General features: G+C 65.7%; 13 protein-coding genes and 3 pseudogenes. 9 read left to right on the forward strand and 7 right to left on the reverse strand.

Features of this window, described 5'->3' with window-relative positions:
- Positions 1-40 precede the first annotated feature (40 nt).
- Positions 41-1,447 carry a FecR domain-containing protein gene (locus ACQ86E_RS06755; RefSeq protein ID WP_431204751.1) on the forward strand — a complete coding sequence of 469 codons (1,407 nt, stop codon included), beginning with the start codon at positions 41-43 and terminating at the stop codon, positions 1,445-1,447.
- 185 nt (positions 1,448-1,632) lie between these two features.
- Here ACQ86E_RS06755 and ACQ86E_RS06760 read toward each other — a convergent pair whose 3' ends face one another.
- Both ACQ86E_RS06760 and asd read right to left on the reverse strand, forming a co-directional pair.
- Complete coding sequence (locus ACQ86E_RS06760; protein WP_431204752.1) at positions 1,633-2,196, reverse strand: NUDIX hydrolase; 564 nt, start codon at positions 2,194-2,196, stop codon at positions 1,633-1,635.
- Positions 2,197-2,262: 66 nt separating this feature from the next.
- Positions 2,263-3,125, reverse strand: a pseudogene (asd, locus tag ACQ86E_RS06765) (archaetidylserine decarboxylase).
- A gap of 35 nt (positions 3,126-3,160) precedes the next feature.
- Between asd and ACQ86E_RS06770 the strand changes: the two are divergent.
- A complete protein-coding gene (locus ACQ86E_RS06770) occupies positions 3,161-4,825 on the forward strand; it encodes an aminotransferase class III-fold pyridoxal phosphate-dependent enzyme (RefSeq protein ID WP_431204753.1) in 1,665 nt (554 codons plus the stop codon).
- 312 nt (positions 4,826-5,137) lie between these two features.
- Here the strand turns inward: ACQ86E_RS06770 and ACQ86E_RS06775 are convergent, their stop codons facing one another.
- The 3 genes from ACQ86E_RS06775 to ACQ86E_RS06785 all read right to left on the reverse strand — a co-directional run bounded on the left by ACQ86E_RS06775 (position 5,138) and on the right by ACQ86E_RS06785 (position 7,700).
- Positions 5,138-5,797: a hypothetical protein gene (locus ACQ86E_RS06775; protein ID WP_431204754.1), complete on the reverse strand. Its 660-nt coding sequence runs from the start codon at positions 5,795-5,797 to the stop codon at positions 5,138-5,140.
- A gap of 124 nt (positions 5,798-5,921) precedes the next feature.
- A complete protein-coding gene (locus ACQ86E_RS06780; protein ID WP_431204755.1) occupies positions 5,922-6,611 on the reverse strand; it encodes a methyltransferase domain-containing protein in 690 nt (229 codons plus the stop codon).
- Positions 6,612-6,647: 36 nt separating this feature from the next.
- Positions 6,648-7,700 carry a glycosyltransferase family 4 protein gene (locus ACQ86E_RS06785; protein WP_431204756.1) on the reverse strand — a complete coding sequence of 351 codons (1,053 nt, stop codon included), beginning with the start codon at positions 7,698-7,700 and terminating at the stop codon, positions 6,648-6,650.
- A 274-nt stretch (positions 7,701-7,974) separates the two neighbouring features.
- Between ACQ86E_RS06785 and ACQ86E_RS06790 the strand changes: the two genes are divergently transcribed.
- Together ACQ86E_RS06790 and ACQ86E_RS06795 are read left to right on the forward strand one after the other, a co-directional pair.
- Positions 7,975-8,682 (forward strand): L,D-transpeptidase, encoded by a 708-nt coding sequence (locus ACQ86E_RS06790; RefSeq protein ID WP_431204757.1) that lies wholly within the window; start codon positions 7,975-7,977, stop codon positions 8,680-8,682.
- Positions 8,683-8,766: 84 nt separating this feature from the next.
- Complete coding sequence (locus ACQ86E_RS06795; protein WP_431204758.1) at positions 8,767-9,213, forward strand: c-type cytochrome; 447 nt, start codon at positions 8,767-8,769, stop codon at positions 9,211-9,213.
- On the opposite strand, the gene ACQ86E_RS06800 is transcribed toward ACQ86E_RS06795, so the two are convergent.
- Both ACQ86E_RS06800 and ACQ86E_RS06805 read right to left on the reverse strand, forming a co-directional pair.
- Positions 9,210-9,488, reverse strand: a complete 279-nt coding sequence (locus ACQ86E_RS06800; protein WP_431204759.1) for a hypothetical protein — start codon at positions 9,486-9,488, stop codon at positions 9,210-9,212. The two genes, ACQ86E_RS06795 and ACQ86E_RS06800, sit on opposite strands and share 4 nt — an antisense overlap.
- Positions 9,485-10,263: pseudogene (locus tag ACQ86E_RS06805) on the reverse strand (DUF899 domain-containing protein). Before ACQ86E_RS06805 ends, ACQ86E_RS06800 begins: the two are co-directional and overlap by 4 nt.
- Positions 10,264-10,356: 93 nt before the next feature.
- On the opposite strand from ACQ86E_RS06805, the gene ACQ86E_RS06810 reads away from it, so the two are divergent.
- The 5 genes and pseudogenes from ACQ86E_RS06810 (at position 10,357) to ACQ86E_RS06830 (ending at position 16,298) form a co-directional block, all read left to right on the forward strand.
- Positions 10,357-11,577, forward strand: a complete 1,221-nt coding sequence (locus ACQ86E_RS06810; protein WP_431204760.1) for a helix-turn-helix domain-containing protein — start codon at positions 10,357-10,359, stop codon at positions 11,575-11,577.
- Between the two features lie 26 nt (positions 11,578-11,603).
- Complete coding sequence (locus ACQ86E_RS06815; protein WP_431204761.1) at positions 11,604-12,242, forward strand: DUF5074 domain-containing protein; 639 nt, start codon at positions 11,604-11,606, stop codon at positions 12,240-12,242.
- Positions 12,243-12,376: 134 nt separating this feature from the next.
- Positions 12,377-13,945 (forward strand): DUF4403 family protein, encoded by a 1,569-nt coding sequence (locus tag ACQ86E_RS06820; RefSeq protein ID WP_431204762.1) that lies wholly within the window; start codon positions 12,377-12,379, stop codon positions 13,943-13,945.
- A gap of 129 nt (positions 13,946-14,074) precedes the next feature.
- Entirely contained in the window at positions 14,075-15,184 is a 1,110-nt protein-coding gene (locus ACQ86E_RS06825; RefSeq protein WP_431204763.1) for an ABC transporter ATP-binding protein, read from the forward strand.
- A 56-nt stretch (positions 15,185-15,240) separates the two neighbouring features.
- Positions 15,241-16,298: pseudogene (locus tag ACQ86E_RS06830) on the forward strand (ABC transporter substrate-binding protein).
- The last annotated feature ends 9 nt before the right edge of the window (positions 16,299-16,307 follow it).

Raw genomic sequence — 16,307 nt, forward strand, 5'->3', positions numbered from 1 at the left:
GGACCTCCTCGTGACTTCAATAGTGGCTTGGCGCCGCGTCATGTTCGCGCTCGTGCTGCTGGCGTTGCCGCCGGCCGGCGCGAGCGTGGCCTCTGCGTCCGATACGATCGAGCTCGCGCAGGCGCAGCCTCAAGCGGAGCCGACGCCCTCTCCGACCCCGGCCGCCTCCCCGACGCCCGCGCCCTCCCCTGCACCGGCCGCCGACGCGCAATCCGCCGCCGTCGAGCCGATCGGCAACGTCGCGACCGTGACGGGAATCGCGACCGTGATCCGCGACAGGAACTCGTATCCGCTGCGTGTGCGCGACGACATCTATCTCAACGACGTCGTGCAGACCTCGTCGAGCTCCACGCTCGGCATCACGTTCAACGATGCCACCACGTTCAACCTCTCTGCCAGTTCGAAGATCACCATCGACAATTACGTTTATGAGGACGGCGGCAAGCAGAACGCGGGCGTCTTCGATATCGGCAAGGGCACGGTCGCCTTCGTCGCCGCAGCGGTGGCGAAGACCGGCAACATGAAGATCACCACGCCGACGGCAACGCTCGGCATCCGCGGCACCACCGGCGTCGTCGACGTGCCGGAAGGGGCGGCCGCGAACCGCACCAACAACGTCAACATCAAGCTCTATCCCGACGCGGACGGACGGGTCGGGCACATCGACGTCGACGACCGCACCAGCGGCACGCGGCTCGGCGCGCTCACGCAGGCATCGAGCGGCTTTGCGATCCGTCCCGGCGCCGGCGGCCCCGGCGGCGCTATGCGCTTCGCGGCGGTGCCGATCACCATCCCCACGCAACAGATCGCGCGCGACCGCGGCTTCGTCAGCCAGGTCCATCTGGCACAGACCACGGGTCGGCAGATCATCAGCGAGCAGCGCGATTTCCGCCGCGCCAACCCCGGCGCGAGCAGCCGCATCCCGCGCCCGCTCCAGCCGCAGCAGCAACAATTGCGGCCAAACGCAACGCCGGGTCAGCAGCCGCAGCGACCGAACGCCCAGCCCGGCCAGAACAACCGTCCGGGTCAGCGGCAGCCGGGCGCACCAAACCGCCAGGGCGCGCAGCCGCCGCAGCGACAGGGCCAGGGACAAGGCGGCGCGGTGCAGCCGGGCAACCCGCGCGCGGGTCAGGGCCAGCAGCAACAAGGCCAGCAAGGCGCGGGGCGGCCAACGCGTCCCGAACGGGGCACCCCGCCGAACGGCGCGCCCCAAGCCCAGCCGCCGCGCAATGGACAGGCTCCAGCGCAGCCCGGAGGAGTCGCGCCGCCGCAGCCGCGAACACCGCGCACGGAATTGCAGCCCGGCCAACCGGCACTGCCGCCCGCAGTTCAGCAGCCGAGCGGCGCGCAGCGCCAAGGCGGATTCCAGCAGCGCCTCCCCGGTGCACAACGCCCCGCAATGTCACGCAAACCGGCGCCGGCTCCGAAGGAGAAAGAGCGGCGGTAGATCTCTTGACGCTCTCTCTCCTCCGTCATTGCGAGCGTAGCGAAGCAATCCAGAGTGCCTCCGCGGGAAGATTCTGGATTGCTTCGCTACGCTCGCAATGACGATCTGGAGCGAGCTTGCGCTCTCACGAGCACACCAGCTTGCGGACATTTACAAATTCGCAAGCAAGGCGGCGCGGAAAGATCTCACGCCTCTCCGCGCAGCCAGGCCTTCACCTTCTGCAGCAGACCATGCGTCGGTTCATCGACGGAATCGGGTTCGGCCGGTGTCAGCGACTGCAAGGCCGCATCCACGTCGTCGGCTGCGAGCGGCGGTATCGTCTCGGACGACGACACCAGCCCCGCCGCGGCGAGCGCGATCGGGCCGATCTGCGTCAGGAACACGCGCTCATATTCGCGCGACAACCGCGCGAGCGCATCGTCCAATGTCAGCCAGTCCACCGCCTTGATGTCGTTCATCAGCTTGCGGACGGGACCGCCCTCGGCCTCCATGCGCCAGAAATGCACGACCTTGGAGCGCCCGCCCGACTGATAGACGAGCGTGCCGAGGAATTCATGGATGGCGACCTCGTGGCCGGTCTCTTCCAGCACCTCGCGGTGCGCGGCCTGCTTCGGCGTCTCGCCGTCGTCCAGCTTGCCCTTGGGCAGGACCCATTCGTTGCGCTTGCGCTGGCGCACGACTGCGATCAGCGGCGGCTCGCCACGCCGCAGCACAATACCACCCGCCGCCATCACCGGCGCTCGCGCCATTGCCAGATCCGTATCGCCGATTCATCCCCGCAGACGATATAAGCGACAGGGACGGCGGTTTGAAGGCTAGCTTTTTCTCAGCAGCGCTTGACCGGCGCGGATGCGCGTGCCTTCGGCGATGCCATCGCAGAACGAAAAATCGCCGGGCGCCAGGATGATGATGGTCGAGCCGTGCTCGAACCAGCCGAGCTCCTCGCCCTTGCTCACGTTGACATCGCACGGGAAGTTGACCGGCCCCCGGGTCTGCGCGTTCAGCACCATGTCGAGGAAATGCAGGCGGATGCTCGCGACCAGGATCGCGGCGACCGGAACCAGCGTCACGGCCTCGCCGGTCGACAGACGCGTGCGGATCACCGCGCGCTCGTTCTTGCAGAACAGGCGCTCGACGCGCTTCAGCGCGATCGGGTTGACGTTCCAGACGTCGCCATGGATCAGCGTGACGCGCTCGATATGCGCGTCAAAGGGCGCATGGAAGCGGTGATACATGCTCGACGTCAGCCGCAGCGTAATGAAGCTTCCGTTGCGGTGCTGGTCGACCAGCGCGGAATCGCCGAGCAGATCGAGCAGCGAATAGGGCGCGCCCTTGACCTGGAACAGCTCAGTGTCCGCGATCCGGCCGTGGGCGCCGACGATGCCGTCCGAGGGACTGGCGACGATCGCCGGATCCGGATCGAACGGCCGCAGGCCCGGCTTGAGCTCCCGGGTAAAGCAGTCGTGCAGACTCCTGAAGTGGGTCTTGCGCGCCTCCGACAAATCGAGGTCGGAGAACAGCTTCCACAGCGCGATCGAGCCGTCCCGAATGAGCGGGTTCTCGATCTTGGAGAACCAGCCCATGAAGCGGGTCAGCGCGGCGCGGGGATGTGGTTGGTCAGCAGGAAGTTGAGGTCTTCCTGCTGGGTGAAAGAGGCGATGAGGGCTTTGACTGTCATGAATCTGTCAGCTCGCAGTATTAGCGCTTGTTGTCATGGAAACGACACTCCCGATTCTTTCATTGTCCGTGGCCGCCGCAGCGTCCGCTGCCGCCGTCTTCCCGAAGCTCAAGGCGCGGGTCGCATTGTCCCGCGCCAAGCACCGCTCGCTCGCCGGCCACTCCAAGATGTCGCGGCGGGTGGCCAAGCTGCTCCCGTTCTACGAATTCGAAGGCGACGACTACTTTGCCTGCGACGGCGCGCCGGCGAACATCGCGGCCCAGCGCAAGGACGGCTTCTTCCGCCTCGCCAAGCTCTACGCCGAGCGCTACCCCAGGGGCCGCGCGATGACGAAGGAAGCGACGGAAAAGATCTCCGACCTGCGCTTTACCGAGACCTACCGTGTGCCGTTCCAGTTCTCGCGTCTCGTTCGCGAGCATCTGGGCACCTCGACCTTCCTTGAATCGTCGAGCGGCGTCACCGTCACGGATGTCGACGGCAACACCTCCTACGACCTCACGGGATCCTACGGCGTCAACATTTTCGGCAACGACTTCTACAAGGAGTGCATCGAGGGCTCGGAGAAGCGCGCGCACGCACTCGGCCCGGTGCTCGGTCCTTACCATCCCGTCATCCTCGAGAACGTGACCCGGCTCTGCCAGATCTCGGGCCTCGATGAAGTCTCCTTCCACATGTCCGGCACCGAAGCCGTCATGCAGGCCGTGCGGCTCGCGCGCTATCACACCAGGCGTTCGCATCTCGTCCGCTTTGCGGGCGCCTATCACGGCTGGTGGGGCGACGTGCAGCCCGGTGTCGGCAATCCTATCCCTGCGCACGAGACCTACACCCTCGCCGAGATGTCCGAGAAGACGCTGCACGTGCTGCGCACGCGCAAGGACGTCGCCTGCGTGCTGGTCAATCCGCTGCAGGGCCTGCATCCCAACGGCAACGCCCCCGGTGATTCCTCGCTGGTCGACAGCTCCCGCGGCGGCAATTTCGATCGCGCCGGGTACACCGAATGGCTGAGGAAGTTGCGCGACGTCTGCACCGAGCGCGGCATCGTGCTGATCTTCGACGAGGTCTTCGTCGGCTTCCGCCTCGCCGCCGGCGGCGCCCAGGAATACTTTAGCGTCAAGGCCGACATGGTGACCTACGGCAAGAGCCTCGCCGGCGGCCTGCCGGTCGGCGTGGTTTGCGGCAGGAAGGAACTGATGCGCCGCTTCAATGACGACCGTCCCGCCGACATCTGCTTCGCCCGCGGCACCTTCAATTCGCATCCCTACGTCATGACGGCGATGGACGAGTTCCTGAGCCGGCTCGCCAGCCCAAACTTCCGCGCCATCTATGACGGGCTGGACGCGACCTGGAACGGCCGCGCGCAAAAACTCAACCAGATGATGACGGACGCCGACCTGCCGGTGCGGTTCGCGAACTTCTCGTCGATCTGGACGGTGAAGTACGATACGCCGTCCCGCTACAACTGGATGCTGCAATATTACCTGCGCGCCGAAGGCCTGTCCTTGAGCTGGGTCGGCACCGGCCGGCTGATCTTCAGCCTGAACTACACCGACGCCGATTTCGGCGAAGTCGCCGACCGCTTCGTCCGCGCCGCCGAAAAGATGAAGGCCGACGGCTTCTGGTGGCACGACGGCGTGCTCACCAACAAGCAGATCAAGCGGCAGATCCTGAAAGAGATGCTGGCCAAGCGCTTCGGGCGCTGAAGCTCTTTTCCTCGCCCCGAACAAAGCTGCCAATTCCCCCTCGCCCCGCTTTCGGGGAGAGGGTCGGGTTGAGGGGGACTCTCCGCGCAGTCGGTGAGAGTTGGCGGACATCCAGCTGGCAGTGCCCCCGTGGAGACTCCTCACCCGGCTTTGCGCTACGCGCAAATCCGACCTCTCCCCGCAAGCGGGGCGAGGTGAAGAGAGCGGAGCGCTCCACTGATTCACTTTAGAGTATCCCCAACACGTGGATGCCCGGGACAAGCCCGGGCATGACGTAAACCATGGACATTTGCGGTTTAGGCAGCCGCGCGCTCAGGCGTGCTGCTCTTCGAGCGTGGGCTCGTCGATGAAGCCCAGCGTGTGCTCGGGGTTGAGATGCAGGCCAGGATCCATCAGCTCGCCGCGCATCAGCGCCAGCGGCGCATTGCGATAGAGCATCAAATCGTGGAACGGGTCGGTCAGGATCTTCGTCATCCAGACGAGGCCGGTCTCGACGTCGCGGATGAAAAACAGATGCACGGTGCGGAACAGAAGACCGCCGCCACCGACCACGAGCCAGATCTTGGCAACCTGCCGCATGAAATCGGTCGCACTCGCCCAGGGTGTGAACAAGCCGAACAGCGTGGGATCGGCCAACAGCACCAGCGGCGACAGCGCCCAGATCGACATCAGCACCACCTTGCGCTGAAGGTTGTAGCCGACCTTGATCTCTTCCTTGTGCTCGTGCGTGGCCTGGTTGACGTGGTCGTAGCCGTGCGGCTCGAAGAAGAAGTGGCCGGCCTGGCGCGAGGTCATCGAGACCAGCCAGCCCACCAGGCCCGACACGACGGGATCGATGAACAGCCAGACATAGGCGAACAGGAAGCTCAACGCGCTGACGAAGTGCAGGGCCTGATTGATGCGGCTGTGGTGATAGTAGCGATGGTCGTCCCAGCGCTGGATCCGCAGCTGCTCGAGATAATTCTTGATCATGCTCTCCCCCAAAATGCTTTCGGGTACGGAATTACAGGGATCTCGATGTACGCCGTGTGACATCATCATTTCGTCATATGACGATGCGCAGCGGCGCGATGACGCACGCGACGCGTGAGGAAAGTCAGGCCGCCTTTGCGACGTCGACCTTGCGGAAGCGCACCAGCGAGAAGTGGCCGAGCGGCGGAATCAGGCGGCGCTCGGCGAGCTCGATGCCCTTCGCACTGGCAAGCCACTTCGCGTAACGCGACCAGGCGAACTCGGCGGTGCGGAAGCCGAGCGGACGCACCACCGGCTGGAGCTTCTGCTCGATGAAGCGGCGGACGCCGGCATCGGCACTGACGCGGGTCAGGATGATCAGCTCGCCGCCGGGGCGCAGCACGCGGGCGAATTCGTCGAGCGCGACTTCCGGATTCGGCACCGCGGTGACGACATATTGCGCCATCACGACGTCGAAGGAATCATCGGGGAATTCGAGCTTCTCGGCGTCCATCACCGCGAGGCCCTCGACGTTCTTCAGCTTGCCCTCGGTGACGCGCTGGCGCGCCTTGTCCAGCATCGCTTCCGAGATGTCGGTGCCGAAGATGCGCAAGTTCGGTGCGTAGAGCGGCAGCGAGATGCCGGTGCCGACGCCGACCTCGAGCACGCGGCCGCCGATCTTGTTGGTGGCCGCGATCGCCGCCTGCCGGCCCTTGGCGAACACGCCGCCGAACACCAGGTCGTAGACCGGCGCCCAGCGGTCATAGGCCTGCTCGACGGTGCCGCGGGTGAGGTCGAGCTGCTGGGTGCCGTCAAGGTTCATGATCTTAGCCATCGATGTGGTTCTCGCTGTGGTTCAAGACTTATGGAATCAACCGCGCACCGGCCGCCGCGCCATGCGAGGCGAGGCACGCAGGACGCGGCTGGGCTGGAGTGAGGTGAGGTTGCCGACGAATTGGCGCGCGCTGTTTTCCCAGGACCGCTCCAGCGCGAAGTTGCGGCATGTCTCGCGCGACATGGTGAGCGCGCGCAGGCACGCCGCGCGCAGATCATGGTCGATCGCGCCGATCGGGTGATCGGCGATGACGTCCTTGGGTCCGGTGACCGGAAACGCCGCAACGGGCGTGCCGCAGGCGAGCGCCTCGAGCTGCACCACGCCGAACGTGTCGGTCAGGCTCGGGAAGACGAAGACGTCGGCGGCGGCGAGGTGCGACGTGAGATCCGCGCCCTTTTTCTCGCCGAGGAAGACGGCGTCCGGATATTTCTTTTCGAGCGCGGCCTTCTGCGGGCCGTCGCCGACGACGACCTTGGTGCCGGGCAGATCGAGCGAGAGGAACGCTTCGAGATTTTTCTCCACCGCCACGCGCCCCATGGTCATGAAGATCGGACCCGGCAGGTCGAGCTTGGCGGGATGATCGGGATGGAACAGCTCGGTGTTGACGCCGCGCGTCCAGAACCCGAGCCGCTTGAAGCCGCGCTCGGACAGCTCCCGCCGCAGCGAGGGCGTCGCCACCATCGTCATCGCGGCGGCATCGTGGAAGTGGCGCAGCACGGCATAGCCGACGCTCGCGGGGATGCCGGTCCGCACCGCGATGTATTCCGGAAAGCGCGTCGTATAGGAGGTGGTGAAGGCGAGCCGGTTGCGACGGCAATAGGCGCGCGCGGCCCAGCCGATCGGGCCTTCGGTTGCGATGTGGAGCGCGTCCGGCGCGGCCTTCTCGATCCGCCGCGCGATCTCCTTTCCGCTCGGCAGCGCGATGCGCAGGCCCGGATAGGTCGGCAGCGGCCACGACGGAAAGCCTTCCGGGGTCAGGAAGTCGATCTCGACATCGAGGGCCTTGGCCGCGCTCGCCAGCGAGGTCAGCGTCCGCACCACGCCGTTGACCTGCGGATGCCAGGCGTCGGTCGCGATTAATACCCGCATCGGAAAATCCCGAGAGTTTGATGATTCTCGGTTGCCGACCATCAACGAAGGATATTTCAGGCGTGTGACGTCACAGAAGTGTCGGCCCGTTGTTTTGTTCGTTAACGGATCGCCTCAGCCACGAAACTGTCATGAAACAATCCTTTCCGCGACGAAACCGTTTTCGGTTCTTTCCGCAAACGTCCGGAAACGTTTTGCCGTTAGTGATCTAGGCAACGGAGCACCGAGACGGTGCCACGGTGGCGAAGAACACCGAGCAAACAGGGGCGATCAAATGTTCGATCTGGGCACATTCGGGAATTATTCGCGCGCCGTCGCCTTTGGCGCAGTTGCTGCCACCGCGATCGTATTCGCCGGATCGGCCAATGCCGCGCCCGTACAGCTCTTCCCCTTCTTCCAGCCGCTGCCGCCGGTGGCCGCGCCGCAGCCTTACCAGCCCTATCAGGCGACGCCGTACCAGGCCGCGCCGTCCGAAGATCAGGATGCGGTCGAGATGCCGGCGCGCTTCCGCCGCCAGACCGTGAGCTACGCGACGCGCGAGGCGCCCGGCACCATCATCATCGATACGCCCAACACCTATCTCTATTACGTGCTCGGAGGCGGACAGGCGGTGCGTTACGGCATCGGCGTCGGCCGCGACGGCTTCACCTGGTCCGGTGTGCAGTCGGTGACCAGGAAGGCCGAGTGGCCGGACTGGACTCCGCCGCCGGAAATGATCGTCCGCCAGCCCTATTTGCCGCGCCACATGGCCGGCGGCCCCGGCAACCCGCTCGGTGCCCGCGCCATGTATCTCGGCGGCACCATCTACCGCATTCACGGCACCAACGCCCCCGACACCATCGGCAAGCACGTCTCCTCCGGCTGCATCCGCCTGACCAATGAGGACGTCTCCGACCTCTATTCCCGCGTCAACGTCGGCACTAAGGTGATCGTGCTGCCGATGACGGAACGCCGCGCAGACCTCGGCGCTGCGACCCGCTAACGCGACTGGACATTGTGACGCAAACGGCCCCGGAACTGACCGGGGCCGTCTTCGTTTGCCCCATGCTCTCCGAGAGCACTTCGCATGGAGGCGCCAATGCAATCCCACCTGCAAATGCTGCGGAGTCCACGGCCGCGGAGTCCAAAGCTACGCGCGGCCGCAGCCGCCGGAGTATCGGCGCTGCTCCTGTTCGGCCCCTCCGCACAATCGCAGCAGCCGGCGAGCGACGAGGCCGCCCAGCAGGCCTTCAACAATTCCTGCCGTACCTGCCACTCGGTGAAGGAAGGCGACAATCGCCTCGGCCCCAACCTGCACAACATCGTCGGCCGCAAGGCCGGCGCGCTGCCGGACTACAACTACTCGCCGTCGATGAAAGAGGCGGGCTTCGTCTGGGACCAGGACAAGCTCACGCGCTTCATGGTCAAGCCGGACGAGATCGTGTCCGGCAACAAGATGCAGCCCTATGGCGGCATCTCGGCGGATGAAGCGGCGAAGGTGGTTGCCTATCTGCAAGCGGCGGGCGGGCGTTAGCGGCTCTTCCTTTCCGAGACCAGCCTCAACCACGCCCCTGCATGAAACGCGCTCATCAGCAGATACATCGGCACCATCCCGCCCAGCAAGGAGTCGTGCCCGGCGGAGCACAGCATGTCCGCCGAACCGTTGCCGATCACGGCGGTGAGCACGGCCATGATTGCGAAGGTCGGCGTGGCCGCCAACGCCAGCCACCTCGCGAGGCGGCGCGCGGTCGCGACGCCATCGTGGCTGGCGCCAATCGCGGCCGCACCGACGGGACAGGTCCCGGTCACGCGCCCGCCTCGCGGAGCGCCTTCTCGCCGGCGTCCGACACCTCGACCCACCTTTGTCGGGCGCTGCACCGTCCGTGTAGCTGTCGTGCCAGTTCCACCATTTGTAGGTCGGCGTCTGCGGATAGCCCTTCGGCGAATCCTCCCAGACCTCCTGCCGGCCGAGCGGTGTGATGTCGAGATAGTTCCAGGTGCCGCCCATCTGCTCGTCGCCGCGGCTCTTGACGAAATAGGTGCGGAAGATCTGCGTGCCGTCGCGAAAGAACACGTTGGTGCCGTGCCATTCATCGACCCCGAAATCGGCGTCAAAACTGTCGGTGATGGTGACCCACGGAATGGTCCAGCCCATCCGCTGCTTCAGCCTGATGATGTCGGCCTGCGGCGCGCGCGAGGCGAACACCAGCGTGGTGTCGCGCGCGTTCAGGTGAGCGACATGGGCGACCTGGTCGGCCACCATGGAGCAGCCGCGGCAGGCGTGATCGGGCCAGCCGAACACGCCGGGCTCGAAGAAGGCGCGGTAGACGATCAACTGGCGCCGGCCCTGGAACAGATCGGCCAGACTGACCTTGCCGCCGGGCCCCTCGAACGCATAGGTTTTGGCGACTGCCATCCACGGCATGCGCCGGCGCTCGGCGGCGAGCGCATCGCGGGCGCGGGTTTGCGCCTTTTCCTTCACGAGCAGTTGCTGACGGGCAGCCTCCCAGTCCTGCGGCGATACCACCGGCGGTGTTTGCATGGCGGTCTGTCCGTTTGTCGCTGCGTTGTCTATTGATGTCATCATGGCTCTCCAAATCTCCCGGCTGACGTCCTGCCAACGATTTCTGACACCAACCGGTTGCGCGGTGGGAGTAACAAGTGTGGCGGGATTGTTATGGAGTCGCTGATCACCGCTGCCGCGCGCGCCCTCGAGGCCGGCGATCCGCTCGGCGCGCTGAACCGCGTTGCGCTGCGCAATGACGCGCCGTCGCTGGCGCTGCGCGGCATCGCGATGGCGCAGCTCGGCGATCTCGCCAGGGCGAAAACGCTGCTGCGAAGTGCCGCGCGCGCCTTCGGTCCACGCGAGGCGGTGGCGCGCGCCAGGTGCGTGGTAGCCGAAGCCGAGATCGCGCTGGTCTCGCGCGACCTGAGCTGGCCGGTGAAGACGCTCGCGGCGGCGCGAGCCACGCTCGAACACCACGGCGATCTCGCCAACGCAGCCCATGCCGGCCACATCGAGGCGCGCCGTCTCCTCCTCGTCGGGCGCCTCGACGAGGCCGAGCGCACGCTGGCCGAGCTGGTCACCTGCCCGCTTCCACCGGCGTCGCAAATCGTCCGCGAGCTCGTGCGTGCGGGCATCGCCATCAGGCGCCTCAAGACGAAAGATGCGCGGGCGGCGCTCAGCAATGCGGCGCGCGCCGCACGGCAGGCCGGCATTGCCGCGCTGGCCGCCGAAGTCGAAAGCACGAGGCGCGTTCTCGACACACCCGCCGCCCGCTTGATCGCGCGCGGCGAAGAACGCCCGCTGTTGCTCGACCAGGTCGAGGAGCTGGCGGCCTCCGGGGCACTCGTCGTGGACACGTTCCACCACGCCGTTCGCCAGCGAAGCACGGTCATCTCGCTCGGCACGCGGCCGGTGCTGTTCGCGCTCGCCCGCATCCTCGCGCAGGCATGGCCTGCGGATGTGTCGCGCGAGGCACTGATGTCGGGAGCTTTCCAGGCCAGGCACGTCGATGACTCCCATCGCGCGCGCTTGCGGGTCGAGATCGGCCGCCTCCGCGCCAAGCTCGAGCCCCTCGCTGAAATCAGCGCGACCAGGCAGGGCTTTGCGCTGTCACCGCACAAGTCGCAAGAGGTCCTCGTGCTCGCACGTCCGGTCGAGGAGAAGCACGCCAACGTCCTCGCCTTTCTCTCCGATGGCGAGCCGTGGTCGAGCTCGGCGCTCGCGTTGGCGCTCGGCACCAGCGCGCGCACGGTGCAGCGGGCGCTCGACGAGCTGGCACGCGCGAGCAAGGTGCAATCGTTCGGGCATGGCCGCGCGCGGCGCTGGATGAGCCCGCCCGTCCCCGGTTTCCCGACAGGCTTGTTACTCCCAGGACCGCTGCTGAAGACGTAAGGTAGGGCCATCACAGGGATCGACACATGAAACGTTCAGCCGCCGAGATCGTCACTGAGTACGGGCCGTTTGCGGGCGTCGAGGCCGTGCATGGCGTCACCTATGACGGCACCCATGTCTGGTTCGCATCCGGCGACAAGCTGAATGCGGTCGATCCGGACAGTGGCAGGATCGCCCGCTCCATCGACGTCGCCGCACATGCGGGAACGGCGTTCGACGGTCGTCACCTGTTCCAGATTGCCGAGGACCGTATCCAGAAGATCGACGCGGCGACCGGCAAGGTGCTCTCCACGATTCCGGCGCCGGGCGGCGGTGGCGATTCCGGTTTGGCCTGGGCCGAGGGCTCGCTCTGGGTCGGCCAATATCGCGAGCGCAAGATCCACCAGGTCGATCCCGAAACGGGAAAGGTTCTCCGCACCATCGAAAGCAGGCGCTTCGTCACCGGCGTGACCTGGGTTGACGGCGAACTCTGGCACGGCACCTGGGAAGGCGAGGAAAGCGATCTGCGGCGGATCGACCCGGAGACCGGAAAGGTGCTGGAGCAGCTCGACCTGCCCGCCGGCACGATGGTTTCGGGATTGGAATCCGACGGCGGCGACCGCTTGTTCTGCGGCGGCGGCAATCGCGGGAATGTGAGAGCGATCCGCCGTCCCCGGCGCGGCTAGTCCGCGCGAACGAACCCGCCGCAACGGCGCGTTCGCAGCCGTTAACCTGTTCGCCGCAATTCCACCCCACCGATGCGCTCTAGCGCCCTGCTCGCCCGCCCTGTAAAATTCCCTTCGGGCGGCCTGGGGGAGTGATGCGTCTGACGTTCAATTTAAAGTCTGTCCTGATCGCCATGGCGGTGCTCGCCGTGTCGTTCTTCGTCAGCCTGAAGGCGATGGATTGGATGTCGCCGCGCGCGACGAATTCGGCGCCGCCGGTCGCGCAATTGCCGCCGCTGCCCCCCGCTGCGAAGAGCTCGATCGTGGTCGCGCCGGTCGCGATCGCGCTGTCCGCGATCCGCGATCAGGCGGAGAAAGCCGCGCCGCGCAATTTCGCCGGCAAGGCCGATAATCCAATCTCGCAGATCCTGGAGAATGCCGACATCGGCTGGTCCGCCGTGCGCGGACCGATGTCGGCTGCAGGCGACAAGGACGTGCTGACGATCTCGACGCCGCTCAACGGCAAGCTGAACGTGACGGGCTCGCTGTCGTCGAAAGCCACCGGCGCGCTCGGCGACGCCCTCGGCAGCGTGCTCGGCGGTGACGCGGCGAAACGGATCGGCGCGATCAACATCAAGAATCTGAACGCCAGCGCGGAGATCAAGGGCAACGTCGTCGTCACCTCGCGGCCGAAACTCGCGGCCAACTGGCATCTCGAGCCCAATCTCGGCGCCCAGGTCAATCTCGGCGACACCAACCTCAACGTCTCCGGCGCCAAGGTCAACGTGCCGGCACAGGTCAAGCCGCTGATCGACAAGAATGTCGGCGAGCAGATCAACATCGTCTCCGAGCGCATCCGCAACGATCCATCGCTGCGCGAGAATGCCAAGCTGCAATGGGCCAAGGCCTGCCGCTCGATCCCGCTGCAGAGCTCCGGCGCCTCCGCCGCGCTGCCGCCGCTCTGGCTGGAGATGAAGCCGACCCGCGCCATCGCAGCGCAGCCCCGCGTCGACGCGCAAAATGTGACGCTGCTGCTCGGCCTCGAGCTCGAGACGCGCGTGACCGCGACGGCGACCAAGCCGGACTGCCCGTTCCCCGACAAGATCTCGATCGTGCCGCCGACCGGCACCGGCGTGAACATCGGCGTGCCGATCGACGTCCCCTTCACCGAGATCAACAAGCTGATCGCGGCACAGATGGTCGGCCACACCTATCCCGAGGACGGCTCCGGCCCGGTCGACGTCACCGTGAAGAGCGTCAACGTGGTCCCGTCGGGCGAGCGTCTGCTGATCTCGCTGCTGGTGCGCGCGAAGGAAAAGAAGAGCTGGCTCGGCCTCGGCGCGGAGGCCACAGTGCACATCTGGGGTCGGCCGATGCTCGACCAGGCGCAGCAGACGCTGCGGCTCGCCGACATCCAGCTTGCGGTGGAATCCGAGGCGGCCTTCGGCCTGCTCGGCGCCGCCGCGCGCGCCGTGGTGCCGCAACTCCAGCAGACGCTGGTGCAGAAGGCGACGCTGGACCTGAAGCCGATTGCCGCCAACGCCCGCGAGAAGATCGCAGCCGCAATCGCCGACTATCAAAAGAGCGAGGACGGGCTCAAGGTCGATGCGAAGATCGACAGCTTGACGCTCGCCGACATTGCCTTCGATTCCAAGACGCTGCGCGTGGTCGCGGAAGCCGGCGGCACGCTGAATGTGTTTGTGACGAAGCTGTCGGGGATGTAGCGCGCCCACACGCGCCGGGCCGGCGCGCCTCGCTTGCACCGCTGGCATTCTCGCCCGAGGATGCTAAGCTGTCTTTCGCAACCTCGGACGAGGTCCGGACGGCACGGTAGCTGATCACGCGAGGACAACATGGACGCCGGCATGGTCACGCCTTCGCCGGCACTGGTACGGTTTTCCGGCATTCAGAAGACCTATGATGGCGAACACCTCGTGGTGAAGAACCTCGATCTCGACATCAGGAAGGGCGAGTTCATCACCCTGCTCGGCCCATCGGGCTCGGGCAAGACGACCACGCTGATGATGCTGGCCGGCTTCGAGGTGCCGACCCAAGGCGAGATCTATCTCGATGAACGGCCGATCAGGAACGTGCCGCCGCACAAGCGCGACATCGGCATGGTATTCCAGAATTATGCCTTGTTCCCGCATTTGACGATCGCGGAGAACATCGCCTTCCCGCTGTCTGTTCGCAACACGGGCAAGGCCGAAGTGCAGGAGCGCGTCGGCGAGGCGCTGCGGATGATCAAGATGGAGACCCTGGCGCACCGGCGCCCCGGGCAGCTGTCCGGCGGTCAGCAGCAGCGCGTGGCGCTGGCCCGCGCGCTGGTGTTCAATCCGCAACTCGTGCTGATGGACGAGCCCCTGGGCGCCCTGGACAAGCGCCTGCGGGAGCAGATGCAGCTGGAGATCAAGCATCTGCACGAGACGATGGGCATCACGATCGTCTATGTCACCCACGATCAGAGCGAAGCGCTCACCATGTCGGACCGCATCGCCGTGTTCAACGACGGCATCGTGCAGCAGATCGACAGGCCGGACGCGCTGTATGAGCATCCCGTGAACAGCTTCGTCGCCCACTTCATCGGCGAAAACAACGTGCTGGCCGGAACCGTCGAGACGGTCGACAAGCCATTTTGTCGCGTCGCGTTGGCCGCTGGCGGCACCGTGACCGCACGGGCGGTCAATGTCTCAGCCGCGGGCGCATCGACCTCGCTGTCGGTACGGCCGGAGCGGATCGCCATTATCCCGGACGGCGTCTCCAGCGATGGACCGAACCGGCTGCCGGCCAAGGTGCGAAACACCATCTATCTCGGCGACCACGCGCTTGCCGTGCTTGATGTCGCCGGCAACGAGGAGTTCATGGTCAAGCTTCAGCCGGGCGCGCAGGGCGAATTGAGACATGGGGAAAACGTGGTCATCACCTTTCGTCCCGAGGACTGCCTGGCGCTCGATCCCGTCTGATCCGCACCGGCATCGATCAAGCTCAACGCAACGCATATGAAGAAGGAACCAAGACCATGCTGAAGCGCAAGACCAGCAGGATTGCTTTGGGGTTCGCCGCGGCGTTCGGCGCCAGCGCGGCGCTGGCCAATGTCGCACAGGCGCGTGACCTGACCGTCGTCTCGTGGGGCGGCGCGTATCAGGATGCCCAGAAGAAGGTCTATTTCGAGCCGTTCAAGAAGGCCGCCGGTATTGCGATGAACGACGAGTCCTGGGACGGCGGTGTCGGCGTGTTGCGCGCCAAGGTGCAGGGTGGCGCCGCCACCTGGGACGTCGTTCAGGTCGAGAGCGACGAACTCGCGGTCGGTTGTGAAGAAGGCCTGTACGAGAAGCTGGACTATTCGAAAATCGGCGGCGAGGCCGCCTATATCCCGCCGTCGGTCAACCCCTGCGGTGTCGGCGCCATCCTCTATGATTTCGTTCTCGGCTACGACAAGGACAAGCTGAAGCAGGCCCCGGGCGGCTGGGCCGACTTCTTCGATACAAAAAGATTCCGGGGAAGCGCGCCTTGCGTCAGGGACCAAAGACCACGCTGGAGATCGCCCTCATGGCCGACGGCGTCGCGCCGAAGGACGTCTACAAGGTGCTGGCGACCGACGAGGGCATCGAACGCGCGTTCAAGAAGCTGGACACCATCAAGGGCGACATCGTCTGGTGGAAGGCCGGCGCCCAGCCGCCGCAATTGCTCGCCTCCGGCGAGGTGGCGATGACGTCGGTCTACAATGGTCGCATCGACACCGCGAACAAGAACGACAAGAAGAATTTCGGCATGGTGTGGGACGGCGCGCTCTTCACGCTCGACAGCTGGGTCATCCTGAAGGGCAGCCCGAACAAGGACGCCGCCTACAAGTTCCTCGACTTCGCGGGCAAGGCGGAGAACCAGTCGAAACTTTCGGAAAACATCGCCTATGGCACCTCGAACAAGGACGCGGCCGCCAGGCTGCAGCCAGCCGTTCTGAAAGACCTGCCGACCGCCCCTGACAACATCAAGAACGCGGTCGAGATTAACGTGGCCTTCTGGCTCGAGAACATCGATCGGCTGACCGAGCGCTTCAACAAATGGGCCGCGAAATAACGCCCGCAA

Origin of the sequence: Bradyrhizobium betae, assembly GCF_050632175.1 — a bacterium.
GTDB lineage: Bacteria > Pseudomonadota > Alphaproteobacteria > Rhizobiales > Xanthobacteraceae > Bradyrhizobium > Bradyrhizobium betae_B.

Coding starts and splice junctions, on each gene's coding strand:
- ACQ86E_RS06755 (WP_431204751.1), top strand. CDS start 41: ATGTTCGCGCTCGTGCTGCTGGCGTTGCCGCCGGCCGGCGCGAGCGTG.
- ACQ86E_RS06760 (WP_431204752.1), bottom strand. CDS start 2,196: ATGGCGCGAGCGCCGGTGATGGCGGCGGGTGGTATTGTGCTGCGGCGT.
- ACQ86E_RS06770 (WP_431204753.1), top strand. CDS start 3,161: ATGGAAACGACACTCCCGATTCTTTCATTGTCCGTGGCCGCCGCAGCG.
- ACQ86E_RS06775 (WP_431204754.1), bottom strand. CDS start 5,797: ATGATCAAGAATTATCTCGAGCAGCTGCGGATCCAGCGCTGGGACGAC.
- ACQ86E_RS06780 (WP_431204755.1), bottom strand. CDS start 6,611: ATGGCTAAGATCATGAACCTTGACGGCACCCAGCAGCTCGACCTCACC.
- ACQ86E_RS06785 (WP_431204756.1), bottom strand. CDS start 7,700: ATGCGGGTATTAATCGCGACCGACGCCTGGCATCCGCAGGTCAACGGC.
- ACQ86E_RS06790 (WP_431204757.1), top strand. CDS start 7,975: ATGTTCGATCTGGGCACATTCGGGAATTATTCGCGCGCCGTCGCCTTT.
- ACQ86E_RS06795 (WP_431204758.1), top strand. CDS start 8,767: ATGGAGGCGCCAATGCAATCCCACCTGCAAATGCTGCGGAGTCCACGG.
- ACQ86E_RS06810 (WP_431204760.1), top strand. CDS start 10,357: ATGGAGTCGCTGATCACCGCTGCCGCGCGCGCCCTCGAGGCCGGCGAT.
- ACQ86E_RS06815 (WP_431204761.1), top strand. CDS start 11,604: ATGAAACGTTCAGCCGCCGAGATCGTCACTGAGTACGGGCCGTTTGCG.
- ACQ86E_RS06820 (WP_431204762.1), top strand. CDS start 12,377: ATGCGTCTGACGTTCAATTTAAAGTCTGTCCTGATCGCCATGGCGGTG.
- ACQ86E_RS06825 (WP_431204763.1), top strand. CDS start 14,075: ATGGACGCCGGCATGGTCACGCCTTCGCCGGCACTGGTACGGTTTTCC.